8 protein-coding genes and 1 pseudogene are annotated in these 15,045 nt (G+C 72.2%); 3 read left to right on the top strand and 6 right to left on the bottom strand.

Going from position 1 to position 15,045, the window contains the following annotated elements; all coding sequences use genetic code 11:
- Nucleotides 1-2: 2 nt before the first annotated feature.
- A pseudogene (locus tag ACIBTS_RS13065) lies at nucleotides 3-596 on the bottom strand (glycosyltransferase family 87 protein); the annotation flags it as partial.
- A 254-nt stretch (nucleotides 597-850) separates the two neighbouring features.
- Nucleotides 851-2,356 carry a polyprenol phosphomannose-dependent alpha 1,6 mannosyltransferase MptB gene (gene mptB, locus ACIBTS_RS13060; RefSeq protein WP_399319294.1) on the bottom strand — a complete coding sequence of 502 codons (1,506 nt, stop codon included), beginning with the start codon at nucleotides 2,354-2,356 and terminating at the stop codon, nucleotides 851-853.
- A gap of 29 nt (nucleotides 2,357-2,385) precedes the next feature.
- On the opposite strand from mptB, the gene ACIBTS_RS13055 reads away from it, so the two are divergent.
- Complete coding sequence (locus ACIBTS_RS13055) at nucleotides 2,386-3,192, top strand: alpha/beta fold hydrolase (protein WP_399318972.1); 807 nt, start codon at nucleotides 2,386-2,388, stop codon at nucleotides 3,190-3,192.
- Nucleotides 3,193-3,914: 722 nt separating this feature from the next.
- Here the strand turns inward: ACIBTS_RS13055 and yicI are convergent.
- The 4 genes from yicI to ACIBTS_RS13035 form a co-directional block, all read right to left on the bottom strand.
- Complete coding sequence (gene yicI / locus ACIBTS_RS13050) at nucleotides 3,915-6,197, bottom strand: alpha-xylosidase (RefSeq protein ID WP_399318970.1); 2,283 nt, start codon at nucleotides 6,195-6,197, stop codon at nucleotides 3,915-3,917.
- Nucleotides 6,194-7,612 carry a GH1 family beta-glucosidase gene (locus ACIBTS_RS13045; protein ID WP_399318968.1) on the bottom strand — a complete coding sequence of 473 codons (1,419 nt, stop codon included), beginning with the start codon at nucleotides 7,610-7,612 and terminating at the stop codon, nucleotides 6,194-6,196. The genes yicI and ACIBTS_RS13045 overlap by 4 nt, the downstream gene beginning before the upstream one ends.
- Nucleotides 7,613-7,617: 5 nt before the next feature.
- Nucleotides 7,618-8,601 (bottom strand): acetylxylan esterase, encoded by a 984-nt coding sequence (locus ACIBTS_RS13040; protein ID WP_399318966.1) that lies wholly within the window; start codon nucleotides 8,599-8,601, stop codon nucleotides 7,618-7,620.
- A 128-nt stretch (nucleotides 8,602-8,729) separates the two neighbouring features.
- Complete coding sequence (locus ACIBTS_RS13035; protein ID WP_399318964.1) at nucleotides 8,730-11,585, bottom strand: glycoside hydrolase family 3 C-terminal domain-containing protein; 2,856 nt, start codon at nucleotides 11,583-11,585, stop codon at nucleotides 8,730-8,732.
- A gap of 202 nt (nucleotides 11,586-11,787) precedes the next feature.
- On the opposite strand from ACIBTS_RS13035, the gene ACIBTS_RS13030 reads away from it, so the two are divergent.
- Nucleotides 11,788-12,813, top strand: a complete 1,026-nt coding sequence (locus tag ACIBTS_RS13030) for a LacI family DNA-binding transcriptional regulator (RefSeq protein ID WP_399318962.1) — start codon at nucleotides 11,788-11,790, stop codon at nucleotides 12,811-12,813.
- Between the two features lie 70 nt (nucleotides 12,814-12,883).
- Nucleotides 12,884-15,025, top strand: a complete 2,142-nt coding sequence (locus ACIBTS_RS13025; RefSeq protein ID WP_399318961.1) for a beta-galactosidase — start codon at nucleotides 12,884-12,886, stop codon at nucleotides 15,023-15,025.
- The last annotated feature ends 20 nt before the right edge of the window (nucleotides 15,026-15,045 follow it).

Genomic DNA, 15,045 nt, shown 5'->3' with positions numbered 1-15,045 from the left:
ACGGCCGGCGCCCGCCGGGCCCGCCACGCCCACCAGCACAGCACCACCAGGACCAGCACCGCCCAGACGGCCCGGCTCTCCACGCCCAGCCGGGCCAGCACGCCCTGGAGCGACTGGTTGGAGACGTAGTCGAGCCGGCCCACCCGGTTCGTGTCCCACATGGCGTACGTCCAGTAGAAGCGCGAGGCGTCCGGGGCGATCAGGGCCGCGAGCCCCGTGGCGGCCGCTGCCACGGCCGTCGCCACGGCGGCCTCCCGTCGGCGGCGGGCGACCAGCAGCAGGCCGATGAAGAGCGCGGGCGTCAGCTTCACCGCCGCCGCCAGGCCGATCCCGACCCCTGCCCAGCGGGTCCGGCCGGTCGCCAGCAGCCAGGCATCGGTCAGGACGAGAGCCAGCAGCAGCAGGTTGACCTGCCCGAAGCTGAACGTGTCGCGCAACGGTTCGAACAGTGCGAGGGCGCAGGCGGCAAGGCCGGCGCCGTACCAGCCGTAGCGCCGCCACTGCGGTCCGACCAGCACGCGGACGACCACGGTCAGCGCCGTCAGGTTGAGCAGGAAGGCGGCGAGGATCGCGGTGCGCAGGCCGATCAGCGCCATCGGCAGCATGACGACGGCCGCGAACGGCGGGTAGGTGAAGCCGTACGACGTGCCCGGCACGCGGTAGTCGTAGACGCGGCCGCCGTCGTGGATCCAGCTGTTGACGGTGCCGTAGTAGACGCGCAGATCGAACCAGTCCCGCAGCAGCGGGACCGTCGCGGTGAAGACGGCGACGCCGACGGCGAGGGCGACGAGCAGCAGGAGACGGCCTCGTTCGGTGCGGGGCGGTTTCACAGCCCGGACGGCGACCGCTCTCATGCCGGACGCCCCAGGGCGGCCGGCGTCCGTGCCGCGAGATGGGCCTGCCACAGGACGACCAGGGCGAGCGCCCCGCCGGAGACGGCGAGCACCAGGCGTCCCGCGTCGGCCGGGTCGCCGTCGGGCAGGACGGCCAGGGCGAGGACGCCGGCGACGGCGGCCATCCGATGACGTATCAGCGTGTCGGGGGCGGCCGCGGCTATGAGGAACAGTCCCCACAGCGCGTACCAGGGGCGGATCGCCGGGCCGAACGCGGCCAACGTGGCGAGACTCAGACCGAGCGCGTACACCGGGCGCGGCCGCAGCCGCCACCAGATGACGACGAGGGCGACGGCCGTCGACGCGAGTCCCAGCACATGCCAGACGGGGATCGCCAGGGGCGCCAGATCGCTGCCGAGGTGCTCGAGGAGGGCGCCGGTGGCGCGGCCGAGCAGGCTGGTGAGCGCCCAGTTCTGTGCGGAGACCGGGGTGTCCAGGGCTCTTGTCCAGCCGTATCCGGTGCCCGCGACGGCCGTCGCCGCGACGGTGGTGGCGGCGGCCGCGGCCCCCGTCGTCAGCAGGGTCGGAGCCGGGCGGCGGCCCGCGCGCAGCTGCAGGACCACGATGGCGACGAGGCCCAGGGCCGCGGGCGCCTTGACCAGGGCGGCGAGGGTGACCAGGACGGTGGCCGGCACCGGGCGGCGGCCGAGCGCGGCGACCAGGCCGACGCCGAGCAGGCCCAGCATGATCGCGTCGTTGTGGGCGCCGGCCACCAGGTGCAGCAGCACCAGCGGGTTGAGGATGCCGAGCCAGAGCGCGGCGGCCGGGTCGGCACCGCAGTGCCGGGCGAGCCGGGGCAGGGCGGCGGTCATCAGCGCCACCCCGAACAGCGCGACGCATCGCATGCCGAGCAGCCCGGCGGACAGGGCGCCCCGGGTCAGGCCGGCCAGGGCGCCGGCGAGGGCGAGGAAGACCGGGCCGTACGGGGCTGCGGTGTGCCGCCACAGCGGGGAGACCTCGTCGGCGAGCGGACCGCCGAGCCGGGCCGGACCGTGCGCGTACACATCGAGGTGCGCGTCCACCATGGCGCCCTGGGCCAGGTAGCTGTACACGTCCCGGCTGAACAGCGGCGGCGCGATGAGCAGGGGCGCGGCCCAGACGACCAGGACCAGGACGAGGGCGCGTGGGGTCGGCGGATCCGCGCTGCGCACCAGACGGCCGAGCAGGATCCAGGCCGCGGTCAGCAGCACCAGTCCGCAGTACACGCCGACCAGACCGAGCGCGGCGTGCACCGACGCCGGGGCCAGGAGCTCGCGGGCGGGCAGCGCGCCGGCCGTCTCGCCGCCGAGCGTGAGACAGGCCGTGCCGGCCAGGCCCAGCACCTGACAGCGACGGAGATCGATGGGGAATGCCTTGGCCAACACTCCGTCATGGTGTCGACGCCGGGTGGCCGGAGAGCGACGTTCCGGCCTCCGGGCGGCGGCCTGCGTGTGACCGGCTTGTGAGTTCGTCGCCGCGACGATGAGTTCCGCGGGTCCGGCCGGTCTCCCCTGTGACCGACTCCTACCGAACGGATGTGGTGACCGTGCCGACCGGCTCCGACTACGCCAAGGTCAACGGCCTGGAGATGTACTACGAGGTCCATGGCTTCGACGGCGACTCGCGGCGTGCGCTGGTGCTGCTGCACGGCGGCGTCCTCACGGTCGGCCTGACCTTCGCGGCCGTGCTGCCCACGCTGGCCGCTGGCCGTCGCGTCGTGGCTCCAGAGCTCCAGGGCCACGGCCACACCGCCGACACCGACCGTGCCCTGACGCCGGAGAACCTGGCCTCGGACGTGGTGGCACTGCTCGACGAACTCGGCATCGAGCGGGCCGACGTGCTCGGGTTCAGCCTGGGCGGGCTGGTCGCGCTACAGCTCGCGCTCGCCCACCCCGAGCGCGTCGGACGGCTGGTGCTCGCCTCCACCCAGTACACCCAGGAGGGCTACCACGAGGAGGTTCGCACCCCCGACTACACCTCGCCGCGACTGCCCGGCCAGGAGAACTTCCAGGAAATGACCGACGCCTACGCGGCCGCCGCCCCGCACCCGGAGCACTTCCAGGACTTCATCGCCAAGTGCGCGGCGGCGGCCCACTCCCCGCTGCCCTGGACGGCCGACGACCTGCGCGGACTTCGGGCGCCCACGCTGCTGGTGATCGGCGACACGGACTTCGTGCGGATCGAGCACGCTGCCGAGATGCACCGGCTGATCCCCGGGGCGCAGCTGGCCGTGCTGCCGGCCACCACACACATGGCGTTGATGCGGCGCACGTCCCTGCTGCTGCCCTTGCTGACCGAGTTCCTGGACCGAACGAGCTGAACCGCGGGTATTCCTGGAGCACCTTTCTGACCTGCGACTTTGCTGGATCGGACCAGCTGTGACCTGCTAGGACGGGTTGCAGAGACGATCGGAGGCAGTCAGAGGAAACTGCTCTGATTCGACCCGAGCTGCTCGGAGCCAGTCAGAGGCAATCGCCCTCTGTCTGACCCCGAATCGGCCGAGGTCGGAGCGGTGTCGGACGGGTCACGACTCCTCAGGCGGTACTCCGAGTCGATCTCGGTCGAACCGCGATGGGGACGCCTGCCTCCGCTGAGGAGCCAGGCATACGAAGGCCTCCAGGACGGCCATCCTGGAGGCTTCTCTTGGCACCGATTGGAGGTCGGTGCCGGATGCCACCCGTGGTTTTAGCGGGCCTGGGTGGCGTCCACGTCCTTGCGAGACGACCCCACAGTGCCACACCACAAGGCAGACGCACCCCGACGGACATTTCACCCGAGCGAGCGACTGGGCCTCTACAGGCTGCCTCCGGCCGCGGCTGATCTCGTTCTGCCCGGCGACCTCACCGGCCGCTACGCGACGGGAAGCTACAGCAGGCTCGGCCCCGAGGGTAGGAGCGTGGTCCTGCGCGACGCCCGTCAGGGCGCGGCCGAGCACGGGCACCGGATCACCGCGGCCACGACCGGCCCTGGGGTGGCGCGCCCTGAGCGCGTCACCCCAGCTCACGTGCTCGTCCCGCGGGGCCCCTGTCCTGGCTGTTCGGTTCAGGCCGGGTACGGCAGGTCCGCCTCCGGGGTGTCGGCGGGCCGGGTGTGTACGGTTCCGTCCGGGCCGCCGATCCGCAGCTGCCACGGGTGCGGGCTGTCGGTGGTCACGTGCAGTCGGCCGCCCTGGCGGCGCAGGTGGAAGCGGGCCGTCTCACCGGGGCCGTCGGTGCCCGGGATCACCACGGTGTGGTCGGCGCCGTCGGCGAAGGCGTGCACCCGCAGTTCGACGCCGTCCGCCCAGGCGGAGACCGGGTGCTGGTCGTCGGCGGCCAGTGGGATGACCGAGTCCGGGCGGGCCAGCAGCGGCAGGGTGTGGAAGCCGTGCTGCTCGCGGACCCAGCGCGGACCGGTGACCTGAGCGCCCGTCAGCACATTGGTCCACGTGCCTTCCGGCACGTAGTACTCGACCGTGCCGTCGTCGGTGAAGACCGGGGCGACGAGCAGGTCGTCGCCGAGCATGTACTGCCGGTCGAGAGTGGCGGCGGCGGGGTCGTCGTGGAACTCCAGCGCCATGGCGCGCATCACCGGGACACCGGTGGTGTGCGCCTGCTGCGCGGCGCGCTGGAGGTACGGGGCGAGGCGGTGCTTGAGAAGGGTGAACTCGCGGGTGACGTCGACGGCTTCCTCGCCGTAGTCCCACGGCACGCGGTACGACTTGCTGCCGTGCAGCCGGCTGTGCGAGGAGAGCAGCCCGAACTGCACCCAGCGCTTGAACACGGCCGGGGTCGGGGTGCCCTCGAAGCCGCCGATGTCATGGCTCCAGAAGCCGAAGCCGGACAGGCCGAGGGAGAGCCCGCCGCGCAGGGACTCGGCCATGGCCTTGAAGTGGGACTCGCAGTCGCCGCCCCAGTGGACCGGGTACTGCTGGCCGCCCACCGTGGCGGAGCGGGCGAACAGCAGCGCCTCGCCCTCGCCGCGCTCGGCGCGCAGCAGTTCGAAGACGGCCTGGTTGTAGAGGTGGGTGTAGTAGTTGTGCATCCGCTCGGGGTCGGAGCCGTCGTGCCAGACGACGTCGGTGGGGATGCGCTCGCCGAAGTCGGTCTTGAAGCAGTCCACGCCCTGGTCGAGCAGCGTCTTCAGTTTGCCGAGGTACCAGTCGCGCGCGGCCGGGTCGGTGAAGTCCACCAGCGCCATGCCGGGCTGCCACAGGTCCCACTGCCACACGCTGCCGTCCGGACGCCGCACCAGGTGGCCCTCGCGCATGCCTTCCTCGAACAACGCCGACTTCTGCGCGATGTACGGGTTGATCCAGGCCGAGATCTTCAGTCCCCGCTCCTTGAGCCTGCTCAGCATGCCGGCCGGGTCGGGGAAGGTTTCACTGTCCCAGTGGAAGTCGCACCACTGGTAGGCGCGCATCCAGAAGCAGTCGAAATGGAAGACGCTCAGCGGGATGCCGCGCTCGGCCATGCCGTCGACGAAGCGGTTGACGGTGGCCTCGTCGTAGTCGGTGGTGAAGGACGTGGTCAGCCACAGGCCGAGCGCCCAGGCCGGAGGCAGGGCAGGACGTCCGGTCAGCGCGGTGTAGCGCTCCAGGATCTGCTTCGGGGTCGGGCCGTGGACGACGAAGAACTCCAGCGACTGGTCCTCGACGCTGAACTGGACCTGGCCGACCGACTCGGAGCCGACCTCATAACTGACCTTGCCCGGGTGGTTGACGAAGACGCCGTAGCCGCGGTTGGTCAGGTGGAAGGGGATGTTCTTGTACGCCTGCTCGCTGCTGGTGCCGCCGTCGGCCTGCCAGATGTCCACCACCTGCCCGTTCTTGACGAACGGGGTGAACCGCTCCCCCAGCCCGTACACCAACTCCCCCACGTCCAGTGAGAGTTGCCCGAGCATGAAGTGCCGGCCGTCGGCGCGGGTGACGAAGCCGGTGCCGCGCTCGCCCACGGAGGTCAGCACCCGTCCGCCGGCGGTGAACTCCAGGTGCCACGGCTGGGAGGTGTCCACCCGAAGCGACAGCTCACCGGCGCTGAGCTCCACCACCGCGCCGTCCCGGTGCACCTTTCCGGCGTTCGGCTGCGCGCCCGGCAGCACGAACTGCGGCCCGCGCCGCACCGAACCGGCGTGGTGGGTGGCGCGCACCCCGATCACGCCCTCCGCCGGCGACCAGCACTCGACGGTCAGCAGGGGGCTGTTGAGCGTGCCGCCGCGGCTGAACACCTGCTTCACCGGCGCGTAGAGGGTCATCCGGTGCTCGTCGGCCCGGACGTCGGCCACTTCGGTGGCGTAGCGCGCGGTGACGCCCGGACGCAGCAGCCAGTAGCCGTCGGTGAACTTCATGGGGTGGATTCCTCCGTCCGCGCGCGGTGCGCGGTGATCAGCCGTCGGTACCAGTGGTAACTGTCCTTGGGCGTTCGGGTCAGGGTGCCGTAGTCGACGTGGACGAGGCCGAAGCGTTGGCTGTAACCGCGCGCCCACTCGTAGTTGTCCAGCAGCGACCAGACGTAGTAGCCGCGCACGTCGACCCCGGCGGCGACGGCGGCGGCCACGGCGGCGAGATGGTCCGCGAGGTAGTCGATCCGCGCGGTGTCGTGGACCTGGCCGTCCGGGCCGACGGTGTCGGCCTCGGCGGAGCCGTTCTCGGTGATCCAGACCGTTGGAAGCTTCGGGTAGCGGGCGTGCAGTCCGCAGAGCAACTCGGTGAGCGCCTCCGGGACGACGGGCCAGCCCATGGTGGTGTGCCGGGTCCCGTACGGGTCCAGCTCGGTGACGCCGATGTCCACTGCGCTGCGCAGTTCGGGGTCGGCCGCGCGGTGCGGGGCGGCGGCGACCGTCAGGGGGCGGTAGAAGTTGACGCCCAGGAAGTCCAGGGGGGCGCCGATCAGTTCCAGGTCCCCGGGCAACCGCCAGGGCCCGGCGGCGAGCCCGGCCCAGGTCTGCTCCTCGTGCGCGGGATAACGTCCAGCGAGGAGCGGCTCGGTCCAGACCTCGTTGTGGAGGACCTCGGCCCGGCGCAGGGCGGCCTGGTCCTCGGGGAGGGAGGAGGCGGCGTGGATGCGGTCGAGGTTGAGGGTGATTCCGACCTTCCGGGCGCCCGCGGCGCGCAGCGCCCGTACCGCGAGGCCGTGGGCGACCAGCAGGTGGTGGGCGGCGGCCAGCGCGCCGCGCCCCTCTTCGGCTCCGGGCGCGTGCCGCCCCTCGGCATAGCCGACGAAGGCGGAGCAGTACGGCTCGTTGAGGGTGATCCAGCGCTCCACCCGGTCCCCGTAGCGACCGGCCGCGAGGGCCGCGTACTCCGCGAACGCCTCGGCGGTCTCCCTGACACGCCAGCCGCCACGGTCCTCCAGTGCCTGAGGCAGGTCCCAGTGGTAGAGCGTGACGGCGGGTGCGACACCGGCGGCCAGCAGTTCGTCGATCAGCCGGTCGTAGAAGTCCAGGCCCTTGGCGTTGACCGGCCCGGTGCCCCGGGGCAGCAGGCGGGGCCAGGCGATCGAGAACCGGTAGCCGTCGACGCCGAGCCCGCGCAGCAGACCTACGTCCTCGCGGTAGCGGTGGTAGTGGTCGCAGGCGGTATCGCCGGTGGCGCCACCGAGGGTGCGGCCGGGGGTGTGGCTGAAGGTGTCCCAGATGGACGGGCCGCGGCCGTCCTGGTCGTGGGCGCCCTCGATCTGGTAGGCGGCGGTCGCGGCTCCGAAGCGGAACCCCGCGGGCAGTTCGGGGAACGGGCCCGTTGGGGGCCCGGGTGCGGAGGACACGGTGCTCACAGTTCCGGTACCAGGTCGTGCTGGTGCAGCCAGGCCAGTTGGGTGGGCGGGGTGGAGCCGCAGCCGCCGCTGTGGTCGGCGAACGGCCACACGGTCATGGTGCGGTCCTGGCCCGCGTAGTGGTTGAAGGCGGCGTAGACCGTGGAAGGCGGGCAGACCGGGTCCATCAGGCCGACGCTGAACAGTGCCGGAGCGGTGGCCCGTTGGGCGAAGTGGACGCCGTCGAAGTAGTCGAGGGTGGCGAAGGTCTCCTCCACCCGGTGGCGGCTGTGCCAGCGCAGGTACTGCATGATCTCCGGGTACGGGCCCTCGCCGCTGATCTGCGCGGCTCGGCGGAAGTGGCACAGGAACGGCACGTCCGGCATCACCGCCGCGACGCGGTCCCCGGTGAGGCCGGCGACGGCGAGTGCCAGGCCGCCCCCCTGGCTGCCGCCGGCCAGCACGATCCGGCGGGTGTCGAGTCCGGGCAGTTGCGCGACCGCGTCGACGGCGCGCACGCAGTCGGTCATCAGCCGCCGGTAGTAGTAGTGGTCGGGCGAGTCGATGCCGCGGGTCATGAAGCCGTTGACCCACTGGGTGCCGTCGCCCTCACCCCGGTCCGGGGTGTCGTGACCCTGGCCGCGGCTGTCGACGACGAGCTGGGCGTAGCCGGCGGCGGGCCAGAACAGGTGTTCGGTGGGCAGTCCGCGTCCGCCGCAGTAGCCGATGTAGGTGACGACGACCGGCAGCGGTCCGGCCGCGTCACGTGGGCGCAGCAGCCAGGCGGCGACCGGCTCACCCCGCCAGCCGGGGAAGCGCACGTCGTCGACCTCGACGGTGCGCAGCCGGTGCTGGGAGGTGACCCGCTCGACCTTGACCGCCTCGTCGTACGAGCGGGCTTCTGCGAGGGTTCGCTGCCAGAAGGCGTCGAAGTCCTTCGGGGCGGGCGACTCGGGCCGGTAGCCGTCGAGTTCGTCCAGACCGAAGTCCGTGAGCGGCATGGGGCTTCCTTTGGGTGAGGCGGTGTCAGGGTGTGGTGCGGTGCCGCGCCGGTCGGGACGGTTGGCGGCCCGCCGTTCCCGGGCGGGCCGCAGGTCGCGCTGGTGCGGGTACGGGTGGGGATGCGATCTCAGTCGGATGTGCCGAGGCTGAAGGCGGCCAGCCGGAAAGCGCCGTGCAGCGTCAGCGTGAGGTCGTGGACGCCGTCGGGCGGGGTGGCGAGCTCGGCCGCGCTGGTCGTCCAGGTGTGGCGGTCACCGCTGACGGGCACGCCGATCTCGCCCAGCAGCCGGTCGCCGGCCCGCAGTTCCAGCCGGGCCTCACCGGCCTCCGCGTCCTCGCGGGCGGTCTCGGCCTCCACCCGGAGGGCGCCGGTGAGATCGACGCCGCGGAAGAGCAGCGTCGCGGGCCGGTCCGGGCGGGCCGTGGTGACGGCGTCACCGCTGGTGTGGGTGGCGTCGACGATCTCGATGTCCGTGTGATCGTCGAAGTCGACGGCCAGGGTGCGCCGGTCGAGAACCGTGCGGGGCGCGGGGGCCGTCCCGGTCACGGTGAGCGGCGCGGTCAGGGCCGGGTGTTCGGCGGAGCGGGCGATGGTGATCTCGTAGTCGCCGGGGTCGACGGTGAAGGCGCCGGTGACTACGTCCCAGTGGGCGAGCCGTTCGGCCGGCAGCCGGAAGGTCAGTTCCCGGCTCTCGCCCGGCTCCAGGCGGATCTTGCGGAAGTCGGCGAGGCGCCGGCGGGGTGCCTCGTAACGGGCGTCCAGGGCACGGGCGTAGAGCTGGACCAGTTCGCTGCCGGTCCGTGCGCCGGTGTTGGCCACTGTCACCGTGATCTCGACCTCGCCGTCCTGGGCGATCGACGAGTGGGACAGCCGCAGGTCGCGGTGGGCGAAGTCGGTGTAGGACAGCCCGCGGCCGAAGGGGTAGAGCGGTGCGGCCCGGTGGTACTGGTAGGTCCAGCCGGCCTTGATGATGTCGTAGTCCAGCGGTTTCGGCAGCGGGTCGTCGCCCCGGTACCAGGTCTGCGGCAGACGACCGGCGGGCTCGGCGTCGCCGAGCAGCACGGCTGCCAGCGCATGACCTGTCTCCTGCCCGCCGTGGGAGGTCCACACCACGGCGGGCAGGTGTTCATCGGCCCAGTCGACGGCGTACGGGTAGCTGCTCATCACCACCAGCGCCGTCCGCGGGCGGATCGCGAAGACCGCGCGAAGCAGCGCCTCCTGTCCGTCGGGCAGGGCGGTGTCCGTGCGGTCCTCGGTCTCGCGGCCGTTGATCAGCGGGTGGTTGCCGAGGACGACGACCGCGGAATCGGCCCGTTCGGCGGCGGCACGGGCCTCGGCCAAACCGTCGCGCACCAGCTCACGTCGCCAGTGCTCGGCGGTTTCGGGGCTTTCGGCCGTCACCGTCACCCGGCCGTCGGCGGGGTCGACGGCGGCATAGCGGCCCGTATGGCGGCTACGCAGCAGCACGGTGTCCGGATCGCCACCGGGGACGGGCTCCAGGAAGAAGGCTTCGTACACGAACCAGCTCTTGATCCGTTCCTGGTCCGCCGCGAGTGAGCCGTCGTCCTTGAGGCTGAGGTAACGGCCGGTGCCGGCGTCCCGGAGGGTGAGCGCACCGCCGCCCCAGTCGGCCACGTCGAAGGAAGTCCCGCACAGCAGACGGCCGTTGGTGCGCGAGCGCAGTCCGATACGGTCGACGCCCTCGACGCACACCACCTCGCCGCCGTGCTCCGCCAGGGCCGCACGCAACCCGGCCGCGGCGGTGACCCCGTAGGGGAGGGTGCCGCTGTACCAGTCCTCGCAGAGCATGTCGGCGAGAGGGCCGATGACCGCGACGCGGGGTGCGTTGCGCGTGGCCAGGGGCAGCAGTCCCTCGTTCTTGAGCAGCACCACCGACTCGGTCGCGGCGCGCCGCGCGAGGGCACGGTGCTCCGGGCTGTCGATCACCTCGACACCGATGCTCGCGTACGGGTCGAGGCCGGGGTCGAACTCGCCGAGCCGGAAGCGCAGCAGCAGCTGGCGCCGGGCGGCCCGGTCGATGTCGCCTTCGTCGATCAGGCCGCGGTCCAGCGCCTCGCGCAGCCGGCCGATCACGGTCGCGCTGTCCTCGTTCTGGTCGGTGAAGCTGTCGATGCCGGCCTTCAGGGCGGCGGCGTGGCCCGCGGCGTGGTCGTCGAAGTAGTGCTCCGGGTCGACCAGGTTGGAGGGTGCCTCGGCGTCGCTGACCACGAACAGCTCGTGGCCGGTCGGCTGCGCCCAGCGCCGTAGTTCCGTCTCGATGAGCGGGCTGACGTGGCAGGGGCGGCCGTTGACGAGGTTGTACGCCGCCATCGCGCCGGTGGCCGCGCCGTCGGCGACGGCCGGGCGGAACGCTGCCAGGTCGTACTCGTGCAGCACGCGGGGCCGGACGCCGGAGGAGGTGACACAGCGGTCGTCCTCGTTGTTGTAGGCGAGGAAGTGCTTGAGCACCGGTGCGGCGCGCAGATAGTCCGGGTGGTCCCCGGCCAGGCCCCGGCAGTAGGCCGTGGCCAGCCGACCGGTGTGCAGCGGGTCCTCGGAGTAGCCCTCCTCGTTGCGGCCCCAGCGCGGATCGCGCAGCAGGTTCACCACGGGCGCCCACGCCTGCAGGCTGTTGGTGCCGGAGCCGGTCGCGGGCGGGCGGTGCCGGTGGAAGGCGCGCAGTTCCACCGACACGGCCGTGGCGACCTCGTGCACGAGGTCCTCGTCCCAGGTGGCGCCGAGCCCCACCGCTTGCGGGAAGACGGTGGCCTCGCCGAGCCAGGCCACGCCGTGCAGGGCCTCCGTGCCGGTGCGGAAGGAGGCGACGCCCAGGCGCTCGACGGACGGAGCGTACTGGTGCAGCAGCGCGATCCTCTCGTCGAGCGTGAGCCGTTGCAGCAGGTCGTCGACGCGCTTGTCCCACGGGAGCGCGGGATCACGGAACGGCAGCCGGTCGGCTTCGGACTGGACAGCAGAACCCACGGGAGGAACCCCTCGATGAGCGGGAGAGACAGCTGGTGAAGCGCTTCGACGCTGCCATCCCTTTTGATTGGATGTCAATGCCCGAATTGATGAAAGTTTCTTTTAGCTGGGACCCTTGTTTCCCTGGAAACATCCCATTACCTTGCGTCGCGGGGTGAAGCGCTTCGACGCTCTTCGACCGGAAGGAAGCCGAGAGGCCACCATGGTGACCATCGCGGACGTGGCCCGGCGCGCGGGCGTCTCGACGAGCACGGTCAGCTACGTGCTCAACGGCCGGACCTCGGTGTCCGAGGCGACCCGGCGCCGCGTGCAGCGCTCCGTGGCCGAGCTCGGCTACCACCCCAACGCCGGCGCCAGGGCGCTGGCGGGTCGCCGCTCGCACATCATCGCCCTGGTCATGCCGCTGCGCGCCGACATGTACGTCCCGGTCATGATGGAGATCGCCCTCTCCGTCACCACGACCGCCCGCCGTCACGCGTACGACGTCCTGCTGATCACGAGCGACGAAGGCCCCGAGGGCGTGCGGCGCGTCGCGGCGAGCGGCCTCGCGGACGGCGTGATCCTCATGGACGTCGAGCTCGACGACCCGCGCATCCCGGTGCTGCGGGAGCAGGGCACGCAGGCCGCGCTCATCGGCCTGCCCGACGACACGCGCCAACTGTCCTGCGTGGACCACGACTTCGCGACCGCCGGGGGCCTGTGCGCGGACCATCTCGCCGATCTCGGCCATCGGGACATCGCCTTCATCGGCTACGGCTCCCGGATCTACGAACGGCACGCCGGGTACGCCGAACGCACCCTCGCCGGGTTCGCCGAACGGGCCGCGGAACGCGGCCTGCGCTTTCTGCACCGCCCGTGCGAGGGCACGTACGCGAGCACCGCCCAGGTGCTCGACCGTGTCTTCGCGGAGCGGCCGGCAACCACCGGGTTCGTCGTACAGAACGAGGGGGCGATCGGCCCGCTGCTCGATCTGCTGCGCACCGGCGGGCGGACGGTCCCCGAGAGCGCCTCGGTGGTCGCCCTCTGCCCGGAACAGCTCGCCGAGCAGCAGACGCCCGCCCTCACCTCCGTGTCGGGACCGGCCACGGAACTGGGCCGGATGGCGGTCGAGCAGGTACTGCGCCGCTTGGACGCCGTGTCACAGGACACCGCACCGGAAGACGAACGCGTACTGCTGGCACCCACGTTGACGGTGCGTCAGAGCACCGGTCCGGCACAGCCGTCGTAAGCCGTTTCGACCTCCGACCGGCCAGCCACCACCCCCTGCCCCGGACCCTCCGCCTCCTCAAGGACTCCGCATGACTCATCTGCCCGCACGCGTCCTGTTCGGCGCCGCTTACTACCACGAGTACCAGCCGTACGAACGGCTCAAGACCGACCTCGATCTCATGGCGGAGGCGAAGTTCACCGTCATCCGGGTCGGCGAGTCGGTGTGGTCCACCTGGGAGCCGGAGAACGGTCGCTTCGAACTCGACTGGCTGCAACCCGTCCTCGACGGCGCCCACGAGCGCGGCATCTCGGTCGTGCTCGGCACTCCCACCTACGCGGTGCCGCCGTGGCTGGCCCGGCAGTACCCGGAGATCGCCGCCGAGGACGCCGCCGGGCGCCGCGCCGCGTGGGGCGCCCGGCAGGAGGTCGACATCACGCACCCCGCCTTCCGCTTCCACGCCGAGCGGGTGATCCGCGCGGTCGTGGCCCGCTACGCCGCCCATCCCGCGGTGATCGGCTTCCAGGTCGACAACGAGCCGGGCCCGCGACTGCCGCACAACCACGGTGTCTTCCAGCGGTTCGTCGACGACCTGCGGCAGCGGTACGGCGACGTCGAGACCCTCAACCGCGAGTGGGGGCTGGTGTACTGGTCGCACCGGCTGTCCACCTGGGCCGACCTGTGGAAGCCGGAGGGCAACGCGCAGCCGCAGTACGACCTGGCCTGGCAGGCGTTCCAGGTACGCCAGACCACCGAGTTCATCGCGCGGCAGGCCGGCATCGTGCGCGAGTACGCGAGGCCCGGCCAGTTCGTCACCACCTGCCTCGCCTACGGCTCTCCCGGCCTGGAGGACGACGAGCTCACCGACAGCCTGGACGTCACCGCGGGCAACCCGTACTACGACATGCAGGACAGCCTCACGATGCCCGAGCCGCCGCGCGAGAAGCTGCCGCAGCAGTGGATGGCGTACGGGGCGTGGGCCCTGCACCAGAGCGCGGACCGGATCTACTCCTCCCGCCAGGAGCCGTTCCTCATCACGGAGACCAACGCCCAGGCCATCGGCGGCCCTTCGGACAACCGGCCCGCCTTCGACGGTCAGTGGCGGCAGGCTGCGTGGGCGCTGGTCGCGCGCGGCGCCCGCATGATCGAGTACTGGCACTGGCACACGCTGCACTTCGGCGCCGAGACGTACTGGGGCGGGATCCTCCCGCACAGCGGACGACCGGGTCGCGTCTACGGTGAACTCGCCCGGCTGGGCGCCGAGTTCGAGCGGGCCGGTGACCTGGTCGCCGGGATCACACCGGACGCCGACATCGCGATGGTGTACTCGGCGCCGAGCAAGTGGCTGATGCGCAAGCACCCGCCGCTCGCCGGTGCCGACGGCGGTCCGGACGCGGGTGCGTACGAGGGCGTCTTCGACCCGTTCTACCGGGGTGCGTTCGAGGCGGGGCGCCAGGTGCGGATCCTGCACGCCCGCCAGTTGCACGATCCGCGCGGCGAACGCCCGGGACTGGCCCCGGAGTCGGCGGCCGAGCTGCATCCCGTACTCATCGCCCCCGCGCTGTACGTGGCGGACGACGGGATGCTCGACTGGCTCGGCGCCTACGCGGCGGCGGGCGGCCACCTCGTCCTCGGCCCCCGCACCGGTTACGGCGACCACGAGGCGCGGGCACGCCACGAGGTGACACCGGCGCGGCTGGTTCAGGCCGCGGGCGTCCGGTACGACGAGTTCAGCAACCTCCACGCCGACCTGCCGCTGCGCACCGCGCCTGACAGCCCGCTCCAGCTGCCGGGCGAGGCGGTGGCCACCCGCTGGGTGGAGGGCCTGGCCGTCGAGGACGCCGACGTCCTGGCCGAGTACGACCACCCGCACTTCGGACGCTGGCCCGCCGTCACCACCCGCCGCCACGGCGCGGGCCGCGTCACCTGCGTCGGCACCGTGCCCGGCCGCGACCTGGCCCGCGCGCTCGCCGCGTGGCTCGCGCCCTCCCCGCGCAGCGGCTGGCAGGGCCTGCCGGACTCGGTCACCGTCGCCACCGGCACCGCCCCCGACGGCCGGCGCGTCCACGTCGTCCACAACTGGAGCTGGCAGCCGGCCACCGCCCCAGCCCCGGTTGACCTGACCGACGCCCTGGACGGCAGCGTGGTCCCGGCCGGGACACCCGTGCAGCTCGGCGCCTGGGACGTCCGCGTCCTCGCCACCGCGCCGGTGCCTCCCGCACAGGACGGGTGACACCGGGCAGCGGCCCGGCC

The organism is Streptomyces sp. NPDC050121 (genome assembly GCF_044460385.1).
Lineage (GTDB): Bacteria > Actinomycetota > Actinomycetes > Streptomycetales > Streptomycetaceae > Streptomyces > Streptomyces soliscabiei.
Note: the sequence above shows the minus strand (reverse complement) of the source record. Positions and strands in the feature narration are given on the sequence as shown.